This window comes from Marinobacterium sedimentorum (genome assembly GCF_024267675.1).
Taxonomy (GTDB): domain Bacteria; phylum Pseudomonadota; class Gammaproteobacteria; order Pseudomonadales; family Balneatricaceae; genus Marinobacterium_A; species Marinobacterium_A sedimentorum.
In genome coordinates, this window is record NZ_JALDYX010000019.1 from 31147 (window position 1) to 50476 (window position 19330).

Here is a 19330-nt window from a genome sequence, read left to right on the forward strand (position 1 = left end):
GGCACCGGGGTTATGACTATTTGACCGGTCTGGGGGCATAGGCAAACACATCGGAATGCAGCTGATCGGCATGCATGCCATGCTGCTCGCAGGCATCCAGCAGCGCATACACCATGGCCGGCGATCCGCTGGCATACACCTGAGTATCGGCAAAGTGATCCATGTCTTCCAGCATGGCCTGGGGCAGCAGGCCGGTGCGACCGACCCAGTCAGGGCTCAGTTCGGGCTCACTGACCACCGGTACAAAATGCACATTGGGATATTCCCGGGCCCACTTTTCGGGCAGTGCCAGCTGGTAAAGGTCCCTGGCATCCCGGGCTCCCCAATAAATGCGGATCTGGTTTTGAACCTGCCGGGCCAGCAAGTGCTCAACCATGCTCTTGATCTGGGAAAATCCGGTACTGGCCGCGGCAAACACCAGCCGGTCATCGGCCCCCATAGTCGCTGCATTCAGACAGCAGATGCCCTTGGGTGCTTCGATCTGTACCCTTTTCTCCTGCTGCAGATGCGCCAACACGGCACAGGACATCTCGCTGTCCGGCAGCAGGCGAATATGAAGCTCCAGCACGCGCTCCAGCTCCGGTGCAGAAGCGATCGAAAACGAGGCCTTTCTGCCATTGGGCAGACAGATATCCAGATACTGCCCGGCCTGGAACTCCAGCGCCAGTGACGCGGTGGCCGGCAGGCCCAGCCGAACCAGATACACATCCCGGTTAAGCACCTCGACCGAGGTAATGTCACAGTTCAGTTTCTTCACTACTACTTCTCCAGGGAGCTTAAGTCCCTTTATCTTTACGCTAACGTCTGTCAGCGGCACGCTGGTACAGGCCAGTGCAATCGTTTCGCCCGTCGCGGCACCAGACGCTGGCGCGCACAGATGACGCCTTGGATAACACTGCTGCAGTTCCCCCTGCAGCAGGCTGACCTCACAAATCTCGCAGACACCGTTGCGACAGCTGCAGCGCATGCCGTACCCCAGCCGTTCCAGCGCCTGCAGCAGGGTTTCACCGGGACCGGTTTGGATTACCCGGTCAACCCCTGCCAGCAATACCCGGCGGGGCTGCTCAGCCACCGAAAATACCCAGCTCATCCCAAATTGCGTCTATCCGGGCCTTGACCTCGTCGTCCATGCGGATAGGCAGACCCCACTCGCGCTGGGTCTCGCCTTCCCACTTGTTGGTGGCATCCAGCCCCATCTTCGATCCCAGACCCGATACCGGCGATGCGAAATCCAGATAGTCAATCGGTGTGTTGTCGATCAGTACCGTATCGCGCGACGGATCCATGCGAGTGGTAATGGCCCAGATAACGTCGTTCCAGTCCCGCGCATTGATATCGTCGTCACAGACGATCACGAACTTGGTGTACATGAACTGGCGCAGGAAGGACCAGACACCCAGCATCACGCGCTTGGCATGACCCGGATACTGCTTCTTCATCGTCACCACCGCCATGCGGTACGAACAGCCTTCCGGAGGCAGATAGAAATCGACAATCTCCGGAAACTGCTTTTGCAGGATAGGGACAAACACCTCATTCAATGCCACACCCAGAATCGCCGGTTCATCGGGCGGGCGGCCCGTATAGGTACTGTGATAAATCGGCCGATTGCGGTGCGTAATGCGCTCGACAGTAAACACCGGAAAGCGATCCACCTCATTATAGTAGCCGGTGTGATCGCCGAAGGGCCCCTCATCCGCCATCTCATCGGGGTGAATATACCCCTCCAGAATGAATTCGGCGCTGGCCGGAACCTGCAGATCATTGCCCAGACAGCTGATCACTTCGGTCTTGCCGCCGCGCAACAGGCCGGCAAAGGCGTACTCGGACAGTGTATCGGGCACCGGCGTTACCGCCCCCAGAATGGTCGCAGGATCGGCGCCCAGCGCCACGGCCACCGGGAATGGCTTACCGGGATGCTGTTCCTTCCATTCGCGGAAATCCAGGGCCCCGCCCCGGTGCGCCAGCCAGCGCATGATCAGCTTGTTGCGACCAATCAGCTGCTGGCGGTAAATACCCAGATTCTGGCGCGCCTTGTTCGGCCCTCGGGTAATGACCAGTGGCCAGGTCACCAGAGGACCGGCATCACCGGGCCAGCAGGTCTGGATCGGCAGTTTGTACAGATCCACATCATCACCTTCGATCACATGGGTCTGACAGGGGGCCGACTTCACCACCTTGGGCCCCATGTTCAGTACCTGCTTGAAGATCGGCAGCTTTTCCCAGGCATCTCTCATGCCCTTGGGCGGCTCAGGCTCTTTGAGCTGCGCCAGCACCTTGCCCACTTCACGCAGCGCCCCGACGGTTTCCTCCCCCATGCCCAGCGCTACCCGCTCCGGTGTACCGAACAGGTTGGCCAGTACCGGATAGTCATAGCCCTTGGGATTCTCGAACAGCAATGCCGGGCCGCCCGCGCGCAGGGTGCGGTCGCAGATTTCGGTCATTTCGAGTTTGGGGTCGATTGGCTGGGAAATACGCTTAAGCTCACCGCGCGCTTCCAGCATCGCCATGAAATCACGCAGATCTTTATATTTGGGAGAGGACATATTCGATAAACTTCAGTCGTTGCAGTGCATCTGTGGCAGAACCGTCACCGGGGCGCAATCCCCGACATGCAGACACACAAATGGGTGACCGGACATTCCAAACATAAACCCTGCTCCAGTACGTCATTGTACTCGCAGGATCAGTACTTCCATGTACAAAAAAGGGTAAGCACAGGCTTACCCTTTTCCAGTTCAGGAACAACGCTTACTGGCGTTTCATCGACAGGAAGAACTCATTGTTGGTCTTGAAGTCCTTCAGTTTGTCGATGACAAACTCGGTCGCAGCAGTATCTTCCATCGGATCCAGCAGACGACGCAGAATCCACATGCGCTGCATTTCGTCTTCGGTCGTCAGCAAATCTTCACGGCGGGTACCCGAGCGACGGATATTGATCGCCGGGAACATGCGACGCTCTGCAGCCTTGCGGTCCAGGTGTACTTCGGAGTTACCGGTACCCTTGAACTCTTCGTAGATCACTTCGTCCATTTTCGAGCCGGTATCAACCAGCGCGGTGGCGATAATGGTCAGGCTGCCACCTTCCTCGATGTTACGTGCCGCACCAAAGAAACGCTTGGGACGCTCCAGCGCATGGGCATCAACACCACCGGTCAGCACCTTGCCGGACGACGGAATCACCGTGTTATAGGCACGCGCCAGACGAGTAATGGAGTCCAGCAGTATCACAACGTCTTTCTTGTGTTCGGTCAGACGCTTGGCCTTCTCCAGCACCATTTCAGCGACCTGCACGTGACGCGACGGCGGCTCATCGAAGGTAGAAGCAACCACTTCGCCGCGCACGGTGCGCTGCATCTCGGTCACTTCCTCGGGACGCTCATCGATCAGCAACACGATAAGGTGACAATCCGGGCTATTACGGGTAATGCTGCTGGCAATATTCTGTAGCATCAGCGTCTTGCCCGCTTTTGGCGGAGATACGATCAGGGCGCGCTGGCCTTTGCCCATGGGGCACACCAGGTCGATAACGCGGGCCGTGATGTCCTCAGTACTGCCGTTGCCGATTTCCATGCGCAGACGTTCCTGCGGGAACAGCGGCGTCAGGTTTTCGAACAGAATCTTGTTCTTGGCGTTTTCCGGCCTGTCGTAGTTAATCTCATCGACTTTAAGCAGCGCGAAATAACGCTCGCCATCTTTCGGCGGACGGATCTTGCCGGTAATGGTATCGCCAGTGCGAAGGTTAAAACGGCGGATCTGACTCGGTGAAACGTAAATATCGTCAGGGCCAGCCAGGTAGGATGAATCAGCGGAGCGGAGGAAGCCGAAGCCATCCTGCAGTATCTCGAGTACGCCGTCGCCAGAGATATCTTCGCCGCCTTTGGAGTGTCTCTTCAGAATTGCGAAGATCACATCCTGTTTACGAGAACGGGCAAGGTTGTCCATTCCCATTTCTTGCGCGATTTCCAGAAGCTCCGGAACGCTTTTTGTTTTGAGCTCGGTTAGATTCATATGCTTTGGAGAAGGGCCACGAATGACCAAGTTAGGGTGGAAAACGGGAGAAAATCAGAGGTCGATACTAATGACTGGGAGTCTGAAGCTTGTCAAAGGGGGTGACAAGTACCCAGCAGTCGCAGTCAATATAAAGGCTTGGGTCGCGGCTGTCCAGACTGGAGGGCAAGAAATATAAATCGGCGGCGCCGACACATTTCCGCCCTCCGGATCACAAATCAGAGGTTGGCGTCGATAAAGGCAGCCAACTGGGACTTGGAAAGAGCGCCCACCTTGGTCGCTTCAACATTGCCACCCTTGAACAGCATCAGGGTCGGGATACCACGAATACCGAACTTCGGCGGTGTTTCGTTGTTTTCATCGATATTGAGCTTGCAAACTTTCAGCTTGCCTTCGTAATCCTTGGCGATCTCTTCCAGTACCGGTGCAATCATCTTGCAGGGGCCACACCATTCAGCCCAGTAATCAACCAGCACCGCGCGCTCTGCTTTGAGCACTTCCTCTTCGAATGATGCATCGGTGACGTTAACGATGTTTTCGCTCATAGGATCCATTCTCCAAACACGCGAAGTGTTCATATTAGTACTTTTGCGGAAATTCCGACCCAAAATCCCACCTGTAGGACGGGACAATAATGCCGGGATATCCTTAACTGCTGCCGATGATACCATTGCACAAAAAAAAATGTGAACACTAAGCGCCGAACATGACGCTTTCAGGCTCTGTAAAGGCAACCCCATCGCCGCCAGAAAAACCTCGATGGTCATATTATTCTGATATTCTTAGCTGCTCTGTTCCTGTGGCATGGTATGCACCAGAAAGATGAATGATACGAGCCCCTTATCCGCGACAGTGACACCCGCATCCTTGCTGGCGGCGATCGACCTTGGCTCCAACAGTTTCCACATGGTTGTCGCCCAACTGATAGACGGCGAAATAAAGCTGCAGGATGTCATGTCCGAAAAGGTACAGCTTGCAGCAGGTCTCGATGCCGACAAGGTGTTGAGCGAAGAGGCCCAGCAGCGTGGCCTGGAGTGCCTGGCCCGCTTCGCTCAGCGCGTTGCCGACCTGCCGCGCCGGGCAATTCGAATTGTTGCGACCAATGCCCTGCGTGAAGCCGTCAATAGCCGCGAGTTTCTCGAGCGGGCCGAAGGCGTCATGCAAACATCCCTGGAAATCATTCCTGGCCGTGAAGAAGCCCGGCTGATCTATCTGGGTGTGTGCCAGACCCGCCCACCGCAAGATGGCATGCGCCTGGTGATCGACATCGGCGGCGGCAGTACCGAACTGGTCCTGGGTGAAAAATTTCAGCCGCGCGCGCTCGAAAGCCTCGAAATGGGCTGCGTCAGCTTTACCCAGCGCTATTTCCCCGACGGGCAAATCAGCAAGGCGGCCTTCCAGAAGGCCACCTACGCGGCCCTGCGTGAACTGATGTCGATTCAAAAGCGCTACAGACGCCTTGGCTGGAGCAACTGTGTTGGCTCATCCGGCACCATCAAGGCGATCCGCAATGCCTGCATCGGTCTGGGGCTGGCCGAAGAGCACATTACGGCTCGGGCGCTGGATCAGCTACGCCAGAAAATACTCGACTATCGTCACGTCGATGAAATCACCGAAGTCAAAGTCGAGCGCCGGGCCCTATTGCCCGCTGGGCTTGCCATCCTCTGCGCCGCCTTTGATTCGCTGGGCATTCGCGAGATGGCCTTTTCCGAAGGCGCACTGCGTGAGGGGTTACTATTCGAAATGGCCGGACGCCTGCAGCACGAAGACATACGAGAGCGCAGCATCAGCATGCTGATGCGGCGTTACCATGTAGACCGCCACCAGGCCGAACGCGTCGAGCGCAGTGCGCTGCGGGCGCTGGAGCAGCTGCGCGACACCTGGGGGCTGAACGACCCCCAGCATGTCCAGATGCTGCGCTGGGCCGCGCACACCCATGAAATCGGCCGCGCTATCTCCCACGCCCAGTACCACAAGCACAGTGCCTATCTGCTGCAAAATTCCGATATAGCCGGCTTTACCAACCTGGACCGTCAGCAACTGGCGCTGCTGGCGCGCAGCCACCGCCGCAAATTCCCCAAGGACGACTTCAAGCAGCTGCCTGATAGCCGCCAGCAGGCCTGCCGCCGTCTGGCAGTTCTGCTGCGCCTGGCGAGCCTGCTGCACCGCAACCGCAGCCATGCCAAGCTGCCACCCATGCAGCTGGCTGTCGACGGCAAGCAACTGTCGTTGCGCTTTCCCGCAGGCTGGCTGGAGCAGCAGCCGCTGACACAGGCCGACCTGGAACAGGAAGCCGAATACCTCAAGTCGCTGGGACTGAAACTGCAGGTCAGCTAGCCGCCCGGCAAATCCGGCCAACAAAAAACCCGCCGCGGGAAACCCCGGGCGGGTTTTTCAGGCACCAGAGACTCGTCGTTTACAGACTCGGCCCTGCCGCCACTATCTTATCGTCAACTCCGCTGAACTTGCGGAAATTATCAACGAACTGCCCGGCAAGATCCTTGGCAGAGGCGTCAAACGCGCCTTTATCCGCCCAGGTGTTACGCGGGTTCAGCAGATTGGTTTCAACACCAGGCACCGACCTTGGTACCGACAGATTCAGGCCGGGCAGGTGCTCGGTCTCGACGTCGACCAGGTCGCCGTTCTGAATTGCCGCGATAATGCCGCGGGTCGTCGGGATACTGAAGCGTTCGCCCGTACCGTAGGATCCGCCGGTCCAGCCGGTGTTAACCAGATAGACCCTGGAGCCAAACTCTTCAATGCGCTTGATCAGCAGATCGGCGTAGACGCGGGCCGGACGTGGGAAGAACGGCGCACCGAAGCAGGTAGAGAAGGTCGACTTGATACCGCCGCCTGAACCCATTTCGGTAGAACCGACCAGCGCGGTGTAACCTGACAGGAAGTGATAGGCCGCCGCTTCCTTGGTCAGGATCGAGACCGGTGGCAGAACGCCGGTCAGATCGCAGGTCAGGAAGATAATTGCCTGCGGCTCGCCACCCAGGTTGTGCTCGGTACGCTTTTCAACGTGCTCCAGCGGGTAGGCGCAGCGACCGTTCTCGGTCAGGCTCGTATCAACATAATCCGCAGTGCGAGCTTCGTTCAGAACCACGTTCTCAACAATGGCGCCGAAGCGAATCGCATCCCAGATGATAGGTTCGTTCTTCTTGCTCAGGTTGATGGTCTTGGCATAGCAGCCACCTTCCAGGTTGAAGACAACGCCCTTGCCCCAGCCGTGCTCGTCGTCACCGATCAGGTAACGCTCTGGATCGGCCGACAGGGTCGTCTTGCCCGTACCGGACAGACCGAAGAACAGCGTTGTGCTGCCGTCGTCACCCACGTTGGCGGAACAATGCATCGGCAGGACGTCTTTTTCCGGCAGCAAGAAGTTCTGCACCGAGAACATGGCTTTCTTCATTTCACCGGCATACTGCATGCCGGCGATCAGCACCTTGCGCTTGGCAAAGTTCAGAATCACGCAACCATCAGTGTTGGTGCCGTCACGCTCAGGATCACAGCGGAAACCTGCAACGTTGAGGATCTGCCACTCTTCCTTGCCCTTGGGATTGTAGTCCGCCGGACGGATAAACAGGTTTTGACCAAACAGGTTCTGCCAGGCAGTCTGTGTAGTCATTTTTACCGGCAGGTAGTGACCCTGATCGGCGCCAACATGAACCATCGAGACAAACTGTTCCCGATCGGCCAGATAGGCTTCAACCCGTTCCCAGAGGGCATCAAACTTGTCCGAATCAAACGGACGGTTGATGTTGCCCCAGTCGATTTCATCGCTGGTGCTTGGCTCTTTAACGATGAAACGATCCAGCGGCGAGCGCCCCGTGCGCTTGCCGGTGGTCACGACCAGCGCACCGGAGTCGGCCAGCAGGCCTTCACCGCGTTCGATCGCTTTTTCAACCAGCTGAGCGCGGCTCAGGTTGGTGTGTACAGTATTCTCAGTTTCTATGGTCATTACTGGATTCCCTTGGCATAGGCGCCAATAACGCTACCTGTCTAGCAGATGCTGTCGTGCAGATGAAAGACCCAATCGCGCCCCTTTCGCGGTTATAGTACTTATTTGGGGAGGCGCATTATCGCACAAAAAATAACACATTGACTATTCTATGAGCGGCATGGACGCGCGGCTTGAGCGTCAGTGCAGCAGGTCAGATTTGGGAATGTTTGCACTGTCTGAAAACATGCTCAGAATATCTGTTTCATCAAAGCTGTGGTGCTCATTGCAGAATTGACAGCTCACGCCGACCGACCCCTCTTTTTCCACAATTTCCAGCAATTCGTCGCGGCTCAGAAACTGTAGCGCATTGCCGCAGCGTTCGCGGCTGCAGTCACAGTGAAAGCGCAGCGTGCGCGCCTCGAACAGACGGCAGCTCTCTTCGTGAAACAGGCGGTACAGCAGAGTTTCGCTGTCAAGCGTCAGCAGCTCTTCAGGCTTCAGCGTGGCGCCCAGCTGGCTAATATGGGACCAGTCTTCCTTCGCCGTGCCCGCCGCAGGCATCACCTGCAGCAGCAAGCCCGCCGCACGCTGACCATCTGCCGCCAGATGCACCTGGGTGGGGAGCTGCTCGGACTGACTGAAGTAATTTTCGATGCATTGCGCCAGGGTTTCGCGCTCCAGTGACACCACACCCTGATAGCGACGCCCTTCGGCAGGCTCAATGGTGATCGCCAGACGCCCGTTGACCAGCAGTTCATTGAAGGCCTGCTGCTGCGGGATTTCACCCTCGTAGCGCGCAATGGCCCGCAGATCCTGCTGATGATTACATTCGGCCATCAGCATTTGTACCGCGCCTTCACCCGACGCCTGCAGCACCAGCCGGCCCTCGAATTTCAACGTTGAGCTCAGCAGGCTCACCGCCGCCAGCATTTCACCCAGTACCCGCTGCAGCAGCGGCGGGTACTCGTGCAACCCCAGCACCTGCTGATAGCTGCCTTCGAGCCTCACCAGGACACCACGGATATCAAGTTTGTCGAACAGCACAGGCTGTATCTGATCGGAATTGCTCATCAGCATCTATCTCGCAACAGGCCCCGCGCACCCGACCTTGCCAGGAATCGAGCAGGGAGTTGCGGTGCACGGTGAGTCGGGTGTTACAACAGCGAGGGGCGCACAGGCGGCAATTTGCAAGCTACCGGCTAGAGTGACCACGGGCCTCGGTGTTACCATTTCGGCGCATTTTATCACAACCGAATCGGAACCCAGCATGCGCCGCATGCGATCTCCATTCTCCCCGGTTCTTGTCTGAGCGAGCTCGCCCCCTTGTTCAGACAGCTAGGCTGCCCGGTATCGGCCGCCTGCCGTTCTTTGCCGCCAGTCAGTCAACCTGACGATCCTTGAAACTGCGAATCTGCCGCCTGTCCTTCTTGTTGAGCCGGTGGCGCGGGTTCAGGCCGCTGCCGCCATTAAGCTTGCGCTCCGCCGCCAGCTTTTCACGCTTTTCAATGCTTTCGGGGGTCTCGCGATAGAGCTGCTGCGCCTCGGGGGCGCCGCGGCGCTGGTCGGACAACTGCAGGATCTCGATTTCCTTTTCGTCCATTCCCTGGCGGATCTGCAACATGGCCCCCACTTCCACCAGCTTGCTGCACTTGCTGCGCTGTCCGTTGTAATGCACCTTACCGCCTTCAATCATGTCCTTGGCAGTTGCCCGTGTGCGATAAAAGCGCGCCGCCCAAAGCCACTTGTCGAGCCGTACCTTGCCTTCGTGGCCATTATTCATCGTGCTGATCACCATCCTTAAATAATTCATCAAACTGATCGATTGCCCGAAACTCGCCTAATTTGCGCGCCGGTGCCTGGCTGTCAGGCTGGACAATGGACAACAGGTGCGCAATGCCGAAGCGCTCGGCGGAACGCAGCACCGGCAGGCTATCGTCCACCAGCAGGGTGCGGGACGGATTAAACGGCTCCACTGCCTGCAATTGTGACCAGAACTGCACATCCTCCTTGGGCAGGCGAAAGTCATGGGAGCAGATAATGGCATCCACCAGGGTATCGAGACCGGTGATCTGCAGCTTGAGATTCAGGCTATCGCGGTGCGCGTTGGTCACGATCACGGAGCGCATCCCGCGCTGTCGCAAACGCTGCAGAAAGTCTTGCACCTGGGGCCTAAAGCCAATGCGATCAGCCACTTCACGCTTGAGCGCAGGAATATCGACGCCCAGCTGCTCCGACCAGTAGTCCAGGCAATACCAGTTGAGCGTCCCCTGCTCCTGTGTGATACGCTGATGCAGCCACTCCCGAGCGTCTTTGGGCGCAAGCCTGTGCTGCTGTGCATAGCGCAGGGGTAGGTGCTCCAGCCAGAAATAGGAGTCGAAATGGAGATCCAGCAGGGTTCCATCCATATCGAGCAGAACGGTATCGACGGCACGCCAGTCCAGCATTGTTATAGTCCGGGCTCAGGTCAGAATTCAGTCTCAGGGTCACAATCAGTATGCCCGTAAAGCCACAAATATTGAAGGTAACCTGCGTTGCACGCAGCCGCCTGTTTCATGTCGAAGCACTGGAGCTGCGCTTCTCCAATGGCGTTGAACGCAGCTACGAACGCCTGGCCTCACGCGGTCACGGCGCCGTCATGATCGTACCTATACTGCCCAACGGTGATGTGGTGCTGATTCGCGAGTACGCCGCCGGGCTGGACGAATACACCCTCACGCTGCCCAAGGGGCTGATCGACCCGGGCGAAAATGCGGAAGAAGCCGCCCTGCGGGAACTGCAGGAAGAGACCGGCTATGGCTGTCGCAAGCTTGAGCGCTTGAAAGAGATGACCAGTGCCCCCAACTATATGGGATACCGCATAACGGTATTGCTGGCACGGGATCTCTACCCAAGTCGCCTTGAAGGCGACGAACCCGAGCCGCTGGAGCCGGTACACTGGCCTATGTCGGAGCTGGAAACGCTGGTACAACGCGAAGAATTCAACGAAGGGCGGGCGATCGCGGCACTCTACATGGCCCGATCCCGGCTGGCGCTGGAAGCCACAGACACCACAACTGCGGGCTAATTCAGCAGCGTCCCGGGCGCAAAACGCCGGATGGCGCCTTCGAAACGGGGTGGCTGGAACTACAGTTGAGCCACCGAAAACTGGCAAAAAAACGCTGCATCTTGTGCCATGAAAAGGTGCTTTAACGGTGCTATAGTCTCTCGTCTGTCGAACCCACTGACTCGACACACCGAGTTTTGTGCTGAACCTGTCGAACTAGAAAAAAGGGAAATCTCATGAGCTTTGAATTACCGCCGCTGCCTTACGCCAAAGACGCTCTGCTGCCGCACATCTCTGCAGAAACACTGGACTTCCACCACGGCAAGCACCACAACACCTATGTGGTCAAGCTGAACGGTCTGGTACCGGGCACCGAATACGAAGGCAAATCACTGGAAGAGGTCATCATGGCCGCTCCGGCTGGCCCTGTTTTCAACAACGCCGCCCAGATCTGGAACCACACTTTCTACTGGAACAGCCTGTCCCCCAACGGCGGCGGCACTCCCACAGGCGCGATCGCTGACGCTATCAACGCCAAGTGGGGTTCCTTCGAAGCCTTCCAGGCCGAATTCAACGACAAGGCCGTTAACAACTTCGGTTCTTCCTGGACCTGGCTGGTGAAAAATGCCGACGGTTCCCTGGACATCGTCAACACCAGCAACGCCGGCACGCCTATGACCTCTGGTCAGACCGCGCTGCTGACCGTCGATCTGTGGGAACACGCCTACTACATCGACTACCGCAACGTACGTCCGGACTACCTGAAAGGTTTCTGGGCTCTGGCAAACTGGGACTTCGCCAACGCCAACCTGGCTGGCTAATCGGTTCCGGCTCTGAAAAAGGCACCCTCGGGTGCCTTTTTTGTGCGCTGAAGAAAAAATCCGTTTAGCCAGCCTCAGTGACCACCGCTGCAGCCGGCGCCAGCAAGTCCTGCAGCTGCGTCCAGACATTATCCAGCAGGCGCGGCTGGGCCAGGCTATTGGGGTGCAGGCCGTCGTTTTGCATTAAGGCTCGATCCAGCGCCACACCGTCCATCAAAAAGGGAACTCGCGCGACCTGTTGCGACTCAGACAACTCTGCGAAGATAGAATAGAAACCATCGCTATAGCGCGGACCGTAGTTTGGCGGCAGCCGGATACCCAGCAGCAGCACCCGTGCACCGGCCTCCTGCCCCAGAGTAATCAGGCGGCTCAGGTTCTGGCGAATAACTGGCAAAGGCGTGCCACGCAAACCATCGTTGGCACCGAGTTCCAGAATCAGAATATCGGGCTCATGTTGCGCCAGCAGGGCCGGCAGGCGGGTAATCCCCCCCTGGGTCGTTTCACCGCTGATACTGGCATTAACGACCTCAATATCGACTTGCCGCTGTTCGATACGCTGGCGCATCAGGGCAACCCAGCCCTGGTCAACCGGCATGCCATAGGCCGCGGACAGGCTGTCACCCAGAACCAGAATGGATTGTGCCGCCCCTGTACCGGGCACTAATAACACACAGACAAACAGCAGCAGGCGGAACATGGACTCTCCAAAACCAGATCAAGTTGTCGTTTCGGCCCAGGCGGTCAGCAAAAAGTTCCACACCCAGAGTGGCGAGTTGCAGCTGTTCGAGAACCTCAATCTTGAGGTTCGCCGTGGCGAAAGCCTTGCCATTATTGGCCCCTCCGGGGCCGGCAAGTCAACCCTGCTGAGCATGCTGGCCGGGCTCGATCAGCCCAGCAGCGGCATGATCCGGCTCGCCGGCAGCAACCTGGCGGATCTGGACGAAACGGCCCGCGCCCGCCTGCGGGCCCGCTCGGTCAGCTTTGTGTTTCAGTCCTTTCACCTGCTGCCAGAGCTGAGCGCGCTGGACAATGTGCGCCTGCCGCTGGAAATTCGCGGCGAAGCCGACAGCGAACAACAGGCTCAGCACTGGCTGTCCCAGGTAGGCCTGGCAAGCCGGGCCGAACATCTGCCAGGACAGCTATCCGGCGGTGAACAGCAGCGCGTCGCCATTGCACGAGCCTTCGCCACCCGCCCAGACATCCTCTTTGCCGATGAACCCACCGGCAACCTGGACAGCGAAACCGGCGCCGGCATAGTCGATCAGCTGTTCGGCCTGAACGCCCAGCAGCACACGACGCTGATTCTGATTACCCACGACAGCCAGCTGGCCAGCCGCTGCTCCCGTCGCCTGCAACTGCGCCAGGGTCAGCTGCTGGAGACCGCACCATGAGCCAGGCGGTACTGCATCTTGCCCGACGACAGGCCTTCAGCAGCCTGCGCAGCCCCGAATGGCGTGCCCTGCTGGCGGCCCTGCTGGTGGCCATAAGCCTGATCTCGCTGCTGACCCAGCTGGGCGACCGGCTGGAGCAAAGCCTCAACCGGCGCACCGCCGAGCTGCTAGGCGCCGATCTGGTGCTGCGCGCCGACAAGCCCGCGGTGCTGGAAACCCAAAGCGCCATACGCAGCAGCCGGGTGGCGCAGTTCCCCACCATGATCGAAGCCGGCGATGAAATGATGCTGGTCTCGGTGCGGGCCGTAACCGATCCCTATCCGCTGCGCGGCAGCATCGTCACGGAGCCCGCGCAGCGCCCGGATATCCCTGAACCGGGTACTGCCTGGGCCGAGCCACGCATATTCGAAATGCTGCAGCTTGAGCCCGGTGATACGGTGCAGCTGGGATACAGCCAGTTTCGCCTCAGCCACCGCCTGATCAGCTCACCGGATCGTGGCAGCGGCTTTCGCAGCTTCAGTCCGGGACTGATAATGCGCTCCGATGCGCTCGAGGCTACAGGCGTAATAGCACCGGGCAGCCGGGTTGAATACCGCCAGCTGTTTGCCGGACCCGCCGATGCCGTCGCGGCCCTGGAAGAACAGCTGCAGGCAGACCTGGGGCCGGACGAACGACTCTACTCCCTGCGCGCCGACCAGCCCATGACCGGGCGCGCGCTGCGCAATGCCGAGCTGTATCTGCGTCTGAGCGCCCTCTTTGCCCTGCTGCTGGGCGCCCTGACCATTAGCCTGAGCCTGAGACGCTACAATGCAGCGCAGCATTCGCGCGCCGCCCTGCTGCTGAGTCTGGGGCTGGAAAATCGCCAGCTGCTGCTGCTCTATGGCTACCAGCTGCTGTTCGGCTGGATCATCTGCGCCCTGCTCGGCACCGCGCTGGGCTTTGGGCTACAACAACTGCTGGTGCAGCTCATCGGTGACCTGCTGCCACAACCCGTGCCTCAGGCAGGCTTTGCTGCCATGGGCAGCGGCGCCCTGATCGGCCTCTTGCTACTGACAACACTGGGCCTGCCAGCCTTCTATCGCCTGAGTCAGGTGTCCGTGGTCGCGCTGTTTCGTGAAACCAGCCTGCCCTCGAGTCTCCGCTCACGCCTGTTTCAGCTGCTGGGCCTTGGGCTGCTGGCGGGGCTGATGAGTATCTATATCGAATCGCTGACACTGGCCCTGCTGTTACTCGGCGCCCTTACCCTCAGCGGCCTGGTGGTCGGATGGCTTGCCCAGGCGCTGCTGCAGCGCCTGGCCCAAGGGTTACGCCACCGCATGCGTCTTGGCAGCCTGTTGCTGCTGCGCATTCGCCAGCAGCGCAAATGGCACCGCCTGCAGGCCGCGACCATGACCCTGCTGCTGACCCTGCTGGCGACCCTGATTATTGCCCGCGGCGACATGCTGCAGCAGTGGCGCACCCAGTTCCCGCCAGATACGCCGAACTATTTTCTGATCAATATTCAGCCCTGGGAAAAGGAGCCGCTGGATCAGCTCTTTGCCAGCAACGCCCTGAGCCCCGTGCTCTACCCCATGATTCGCGGGCGCATCAGCAGCCTTAATGACACGCCGCTGGCCGAGGTCACGCTATCGACGGAGCAACGCCGCCACAACGCACTCAGACGTGAATTGAACCTGACCTGGTCTGAGCAGATGCCGGAGAATAACAACCTGCTCAGTGGCAGCTGGTGGCAGGGAGCGCCATCCGAGCCGCAGATATCGGTGGAGCAGGACCTGGCTGCCGCCCTTGGGGTCAGTATCGGCGACAGGGTCGGCTTTCAGGTCGGCAGCCAGCTGATTCAAGCGCGGGTCAGCAATATCCGCGCGGTACAGTGGGAGTCCTTCACCCCCAATTTCTACGTAATATTCTCGCCCGGTGCGCTGGATACACTGCCGGCCACCTTTATCACGGCGCTGCGTCTGGATGGTGAGCAGCGCACGCTTGCCCGCACCCTGCTGCAGCAGTTTCCGACCCTCACCCTGATCGATATCGATCAGCTGCTCAATCAGGCCCAGGCGCTGATCGAAAAGCTGGTGGACAGCTCCAGCATGATCCTGCTGCTGACGCTGCTGGCGGGGTTGCTGTTACTGGTGGTCACACTGATGCAGGAGCTGGAACGGCGGCGCTATGAAAGCGCCCTGCTGCAGACTCTCGGGGCCACGCCAGGCCAAAGCCGCCAGCTCGACCTGCTCGAACTGCTCTGGCTCGGCCTGATTTGCGGTGCGCTCGCCGCCGTGGCAAGCGAAGCCATACTCTGGCTGATCCATGCCCGCGTACTGGAGATTCCACTGAGGCTGCACCCACTGAGCTGGCTGCTATTGCCCGTACTGTCCGCCCTGCTGTTTACCGGTATAGGTGCACTGATCCGCAAGCCGCTGGATCAGGCCCGCTGTTACAGCCTGCTGAAAGCCTCCTGATTAGGAGGCTTTCCGAGAACACTCAACCTACTGCGAACCACCTGGGTTTGGCTGTTTTTTGTGCTGTTTTTCGTTAAATAGAACCACTATTCGCCGTAAAACACCGCAAAAAACCAGCTCAAATCAGCCGGCTCTCGCTACGGCCAGCATTCTCGGACAGCCTCCTAGGGCTTACAGACCGAGGAAAACGACAGGCCTGGCTTCTGCCTCTGCAAGCTCCAGTTTGGAGTAGCAGAGAAACAGCCGATCGCCCTGGACGCGGCTGCCAAGATAGCTTTTGACCGCCGCGGCACGCCTATCGGCCAGGCTTTGCAGGCGCTTTTTCAGCTCGACTGCAAGGCCGGCCTCATCCAGCGGTGCTTCGCGCGCGCTCTGCTCCTCGACCAGAACCGACTGCAACATGGCCCGGTCCTGCAGGACCGCCTGACCACAGAGGTTGAGCCTAAGGCCCTCGCGCGCATTAAGCATGTCGGTAATTTTATTGAGGTAATCGTGATTGCCCGGATCCAGCTCCGTAATGCCGGGCGCAAACTCGACGGGTGCCAGCTCGATAGCACTGCCGCTCTTGCTGGCATCAGCCGCCATCCCGGCCAGGGTGATAAGCGCGCCATAGGGTTGCAGCGCTGAGGTCAGAAAGCCCATGGCCGCGGATTTAAGCCCTTTCTCGGCAATGATGTTAATCACGCTCTGGTAACCGAAATCGGGACTGTCAAGTGAGCCGCTGATCGGCACCTCGAGTTCAATATTCTGGTTATCGTCCTGCAGTAATGCCAATGCCGTTTCCAGCGGCATCGCCAGTTGCTGGCTCAACTCGGCACTCTGATCCGCATCGACGCGGTCAACCGCAACCCGGTTAAGACGCACATTATTGGTACCATCGATCTTGCGATCCGTCAGTGTCCCCTCTGTATTGAGGTGCAGCTGACCGCTGTTCAGGTAATAACCCGTATAGCGAATGCTATAGGGACTCAGCGCAGGCAACTCAACGTCCGATAACGTCGCCTGCCACTGACCATCGCTCACGCCACCTATCAGGTTAATTGCGCCATTGGCATCGAGCTGAGCGAACTGATTGATGGTCGCCTTGAGTTCGAACGGGCTGGGAGCCTTGTTCAGGCTACCCAACTCACGTACCTGGAAGCGCTTGATATCAACATCGGCCATAAAGGCAGGATCCGAGGAGGCATCCTCGAACAGTAGATGATTGCGTCCTCCAAGCTCGAGCCGGTCGAGTTTCCAGGCAACCGCATCGCCGCCGGTACTGCCTGAGCTGGCGGCACCGGTCTTAACACCACCGGAGGCTGTCGCTGTCCCGGACATTCCATCCAGCGCCACTTGCAGCGCAGCAATGTCGGCAGATTGCCCATCCTTGTTGAGTCGGAACCTGATGCTACTGTCATTGACCGACAGCCTGGACAGAACCGCCTGCCGGCCATTCCGGTATGTCAGTCCACTCATCTGCACCTGCCCCACGGCCGCCAGTGGCATGTCCCCCGCCCTGGCCAGGTTCAGCCTGCTCAGGCGCAATACCTTGAGGTCCAGATCCATCGACTCCTGCAGACTCATGGCCTCCAGCTCCAGCGCGTCTAGAGTCGCCAGCGGGTAGCCCTGCTGACCGGCAGTGACATTGACCCTGCGAGCACTGAGCGCTGGCACCTTTACAGCGAATGCGGCCAGGTCCGCACTGCTGAGTTGCACACGACCCGTCATCGAATCCAGCTGCGCATTCAGTCTTTGCGGTTGCTTGAAAGCCAGTACAGAGGCGTCGATTTCGCCATCCACTTTCAGGCTCTGCTGCACCAGACGGGTAGCACCCTGCCAGTTCAGCTCATTCAGCGATGCACTGAACTGAGGTGAGTTAACCGCCCCCTGCGTCGCACTCAAGGTACCGTCCACCTCGAGCTGGCGAACCGCGTCCGGCAGGCGAGCCTTTACATTTCCCGACCAGCCCAGTGTCCCGAGGCTAGCGTCCATTGACTGGTTCAGCAGCTTCAATTGGTAATTGTCCAGCAGCAGGTCTCCGGCCAGCGTCACATCCTGTGGCTGCCCGCTCGCAAAACCGAGCTGCAGGCTGCCGTTCCAACGGCCCTTTTGCAATCCGATGTCGCCAGTGTCGGGCAGCTGCAAACGGGTTTCACCGAGCCCCAATGCGCCCTTTGCGGTCAGGTTGGCAGGAGTGCCTTGCGCCAGTGCCAGATCCACCCGCCCTTTCCAGTCCAGCCCCGCGAGAGAAGCATTAAGCGTGCCCGGCAATTGCGCGCGGTTCCCGGCCAGCTTAAGGTCGCCATCCAGGAGCAGACTAGCCGGTGCACCGCTCGCGAACACCAGCCCCAGGGCGCCATTCCAGTTCAGGCTTTCGAGCCCCGCGTCCAGCCCTGCGGCATCGTGCGCCACTGGTTTCAACGCTTCAATCGCAGCATTCATGTCCAGGCGATCTGGCTGAGCGCCGCTGTCAAACTTCAGTCCCAGATCACCGCTCCAGCTCAGGCTTTCGAGCCCCGCGTCCAGCCCCGCGGCGTCGCGCGCCGCTGGCTTCAACGCTTCAATCACAGCATTCATGTCCAGACGGCTTGGCTGAGCGCTGCTGTCCAGCTCCAGCCCCAGATCACCCTTCCAGCTCAGGGATGTCAGGGCCGCTTCAAATCCCGAGCGTTGTTGCAACCTTGGCTGCATCAGCTCGATAAACGCCTTCATCGTGATACGGCTCGGCAACAGGCTCTTAAGTTCAATACTGAGATCACCCTCCCAACTAATCTGCTGATTCATCAGGCTCAGGTCGTCGCTGTTGTAGTTCAGGTTTTCCAGACTGAGGCGTCCTGCCGGTTTCAGCAGCCCGTCATTCCCCGCCAGGGCCGCCGAAAGGGTCAGGTCGAACGACAGCTTCGCGCTCAAACCAGGCACAAAAGGCGCCGTGACAGACTCCAGCGGGAACCCCGCCAGCGACAGCGTCATATCCGATGTCTTTGCGGTGGGCAACGGTACAGTCTGAGTATCAATATGGAAAGGTGCACCATTGAGACGCCCGTCAAGGCGCAACCGACTCTGCTCATTTTCACGCCACTGATAGAGTTCGCCCAACTCGCCGACGGCCAGCGCGAGATCGTGCTGCTGATCGGGAAGCTCGGTACGCCAGTTAAGGCGGTCAATACGGATACGGTCGACACCGACGCGCCAGGACGAGGCTTCGCCCTTCTCCTGAGCGCTATCCTCCGGCGCTTGGTCATTGTGCAACGCGCTTAGGTTCACAGGACCGAGCCAAAGCTCCCCATCCCTGAGGCGAACCCCAGATTCGATATCGGCCAGCGTAAGTTCGCTGACCAGCAGCTGCTGCTCAAACAGGCGGGGAATATCAATATCCAGAACCAGCTGCCCCACGTTGAGTGGCAGGCGCCCAGGTGCTTGGGCGTGAAGCGCATCGACTTCGATGCGGCCCTGCCGCCAATTCAGCTTCAGTGCCCTCAGACCCACATCCTCGGCCCCCTGCGCTTGCAACCAAATGACTGCCTGATCCCTCAAAACATAGGGCAGCGTATGCAAGCACAGTAAAAACCCCACCAGTACGCCACTTGCCCACTTGATCCCTTTCATGCAGATCTCCGCCCCTGGCTCTACAAAACTGGGCTTTATTATAGCCACGGACAGGTTTGGATCCGCAAAGGGCG

15 protein-coding genes are annotated in these 19330 nt (G+C 58.9%); 5 read left to right on the plus strand and 10 right to left on the minus strand.

Annotated features, from left to right (window positions below):
• Window positions 1-16: 16 nt before the first annotated feature.
• From MRS74_RS15440 to trxA, 4 genes are all read right to left on the minus strand, one after another.
• Window positions 17-1090 carry a 2Fe-2S iron-sulfur cluster-binding protein gene (locus MRS74_RS15440; protein ID WP_254581171.1) on the minus strand — a complete coding sequence of 358 codons (1074 nt, stop codon included), beginning with the start codon at window positions 1088-1090 and terminating at the stop codon, window positions 17-19.
• On the minus strand, window positions 1065-2546 hold the full coding sequence (gene ubiD, locus MRS74_RS15445; protein ID WP_254581172.1) for a 4-hydroxy-3-polyprenylbenzoate decarboxylase: 1482 nt from the start codon (window positions 2544-2546) through the stop codon (window positions 1065-1067). Before ubiD ends, MRS74_RS15440 begins: the two co-directional genes overlap by 26 nt.
• Before the next feature lie 205 nt (window positions 2547-2751).
• Window positions 2752-4011 (minus strand): transcription termination factor Rho, encoded by a 1260-nt coding sequence (gene rho, locus MRS74_RS15450; RefSeq protein WP_254581173.1) that lies wholly within the window; start codon window positions 4009-4011, stop codon window positions 2752-2754.
• A gap of 218 nt (window positions 4012-4229) precedes the next feature.
• Window positions 4230-4556, minus strand: a complete 327-nt coding sequence (gene trxA, locus MRS74_RS15455) for a thioredoxin TrxA (RefSeq protein ID WP_020682427.1) — start codon at window positions 4554-4556, stop codon at window positions 4230-4232.
• Between the two features lie 277 nt (window positions 4557-4833).
• Between trxA and MRS74_RS15460 the strand changes: the two genes are divergently transcribed.
• Window positions 4834-6348: a Ppx/GppA phosphatase family protein gene (locus tag MRS74_RS15460; RefSeq protein ID WP_254581174.1), complete on the plus strand. Its 1515-nt coding sequence runs from the start codon at window positions 4834-4836 to the stop codon at window positions 6346-6348.
• 79 nt (window positions 6349-6427) lie between these two features.
• Here the strand turns inward: MRS74_RS15460 and MRS74_RS15465 are convergent, their stop codons facing one another.
• The 4 genes from MRS74_RS15465 to yrfG form a co-directional block, all read right to left on the minus strand.
• Complete coding sequence (locus MRS74_RS15465; RefSeq protein WP_254581175.1) at window positions 6428-7975, minus strand: phosphoenolpyruvate carboxykinase; 1548 nt, start codon at window positions 7973-7975, stop codon at window positions 6428-6430.
• 180 nt (window positions 7976-8155) lie between these two features.
• The gene (gene hslO / locus MRS74_RS15470) at window positions 8156-9028 is read right to left on the minus strand and encodes an Hsp33 family molecular chaperone HslO (RefSeq protein WP_254581176.1); all 873 of its coding nucleotides are present in this window, start codon (window positions 9026-9028) and stop codon (window positions 8156-8158) included.
• Between the two features lie 307 nt (window positions 9029-9335).
• Window positions 9336-9737 (minus strand): ribosome-associated heat shock protein Hsp15, encoded by a 402-nt coding sequence (gene hslR / locus MRS74_RS15475; protein WP_254581177.1) that lies wholly within the window; start codon window positions 9735-9737, stop codon window positions 9336-9338.
• Window positions 9730-10401, minus strand: coding sequence for a GMP/IMP nucleotidase (gene yrfG / locus MRS74_RS15480; RefSeq protein WP_254581178.1), 672 nt, complete (start codon window positions 10399-10401; stop codon window positions 9730-9732). The genes hslR and yrfG overlap by 8 nt, the downstream gene beginning before the upstream one ends.
• 50 nt (window positions 10402-10451) lie before the next feature.
• Between yrfG and nudE the strand changes: the two genes are divergently transcribed.
• Window positions 10452-11021 carry an ADP compounds hydrolase NudE gene (gene nudE / locus MRS74_RS15485; protein WP_254581179.1) on the plus strand — a complete coding sequence of 190 codons (570 nt, stop codon included), beginning with the start codon at window positions 10452-10454 and terminating at the stop codon, window positions 11019-11021.
• A 215-nt stretch (window positions 11022-11236) separates the two neighbouring features.
• Window positions 11237-11821 (plus strand): superoxide dismutase, encoded by a 585-nt coding sequence (locus MRS74_RS15490; RefSeq protein WP_254581180.1) that lies wholly within the window; start codon window positions 11237-11239, stop codon window positions 11819-11821.
• 64 nt (window positions 11822-11885) lie between these two features.
• Here MRS74_RS15490 and MRS74_RS15495 read toward each other — a convergent pair whose 3' ends face one another.
• Window positions 11886-12518 (minus strand): arylesterase, encoded by a 633-nt coding sequence (locus MRS74_RS15495; RefSeq protein WP_254581181.1) that lies wholly within the window; start codon window positions 12516-12518, stop codon window positions 11886-11888.
• On the opposite strand from MRS74_RS15495, the gene MRS74_RS15500 reads away from it, so the two are divergent.
• Window positions 12517-13212: an ABC transporter ATP-binding protein gene (locus tag MRS74_RS15500; RefSeq protein WP_254581182.1), complete on the plus strand. Its 696-nt coding sequence runs from the start codon at window positions 12517-12519 to the stop codon at window positions 13210-13212. The two genes, MRS74_RS15495 and MRS74_RS15500, sit on opposite strands and share 2 nt — an antisense overlap.
• Window positions 13209-15668 (plus strand): ABC transporter permease, encoded by a 2460-nt coding sequence (locus MRS74_RS15505; protein ID WP_254581183.1) that lies wholly within the window; start codon window positions 13209-13211, stop codon window positions 15666-15668. Before MRS74_RS15500 ends, MRS74_RS15505 begins: the two co-directional genes overlap by 4 nt.
• Before the next feature lie 171 nt (window positions 15669-15839).
• Here the strand turns inward: MRS74_RS15505 and MRS74_RS15510 are convergent, their stop codons facing one another.
• Window positions 15840-19256, minus strand: coding sequence for a DUF748 domain-containing protein (locus tag MRS74_RS15510; RefSeq protein ID WP_254581184.1), 3417 nt, complete (start codon window positions 19254-19256; stop codon window positions 15840-15842).
• Window positions 19257-19330: the final 74 nt, after the last annotated feature.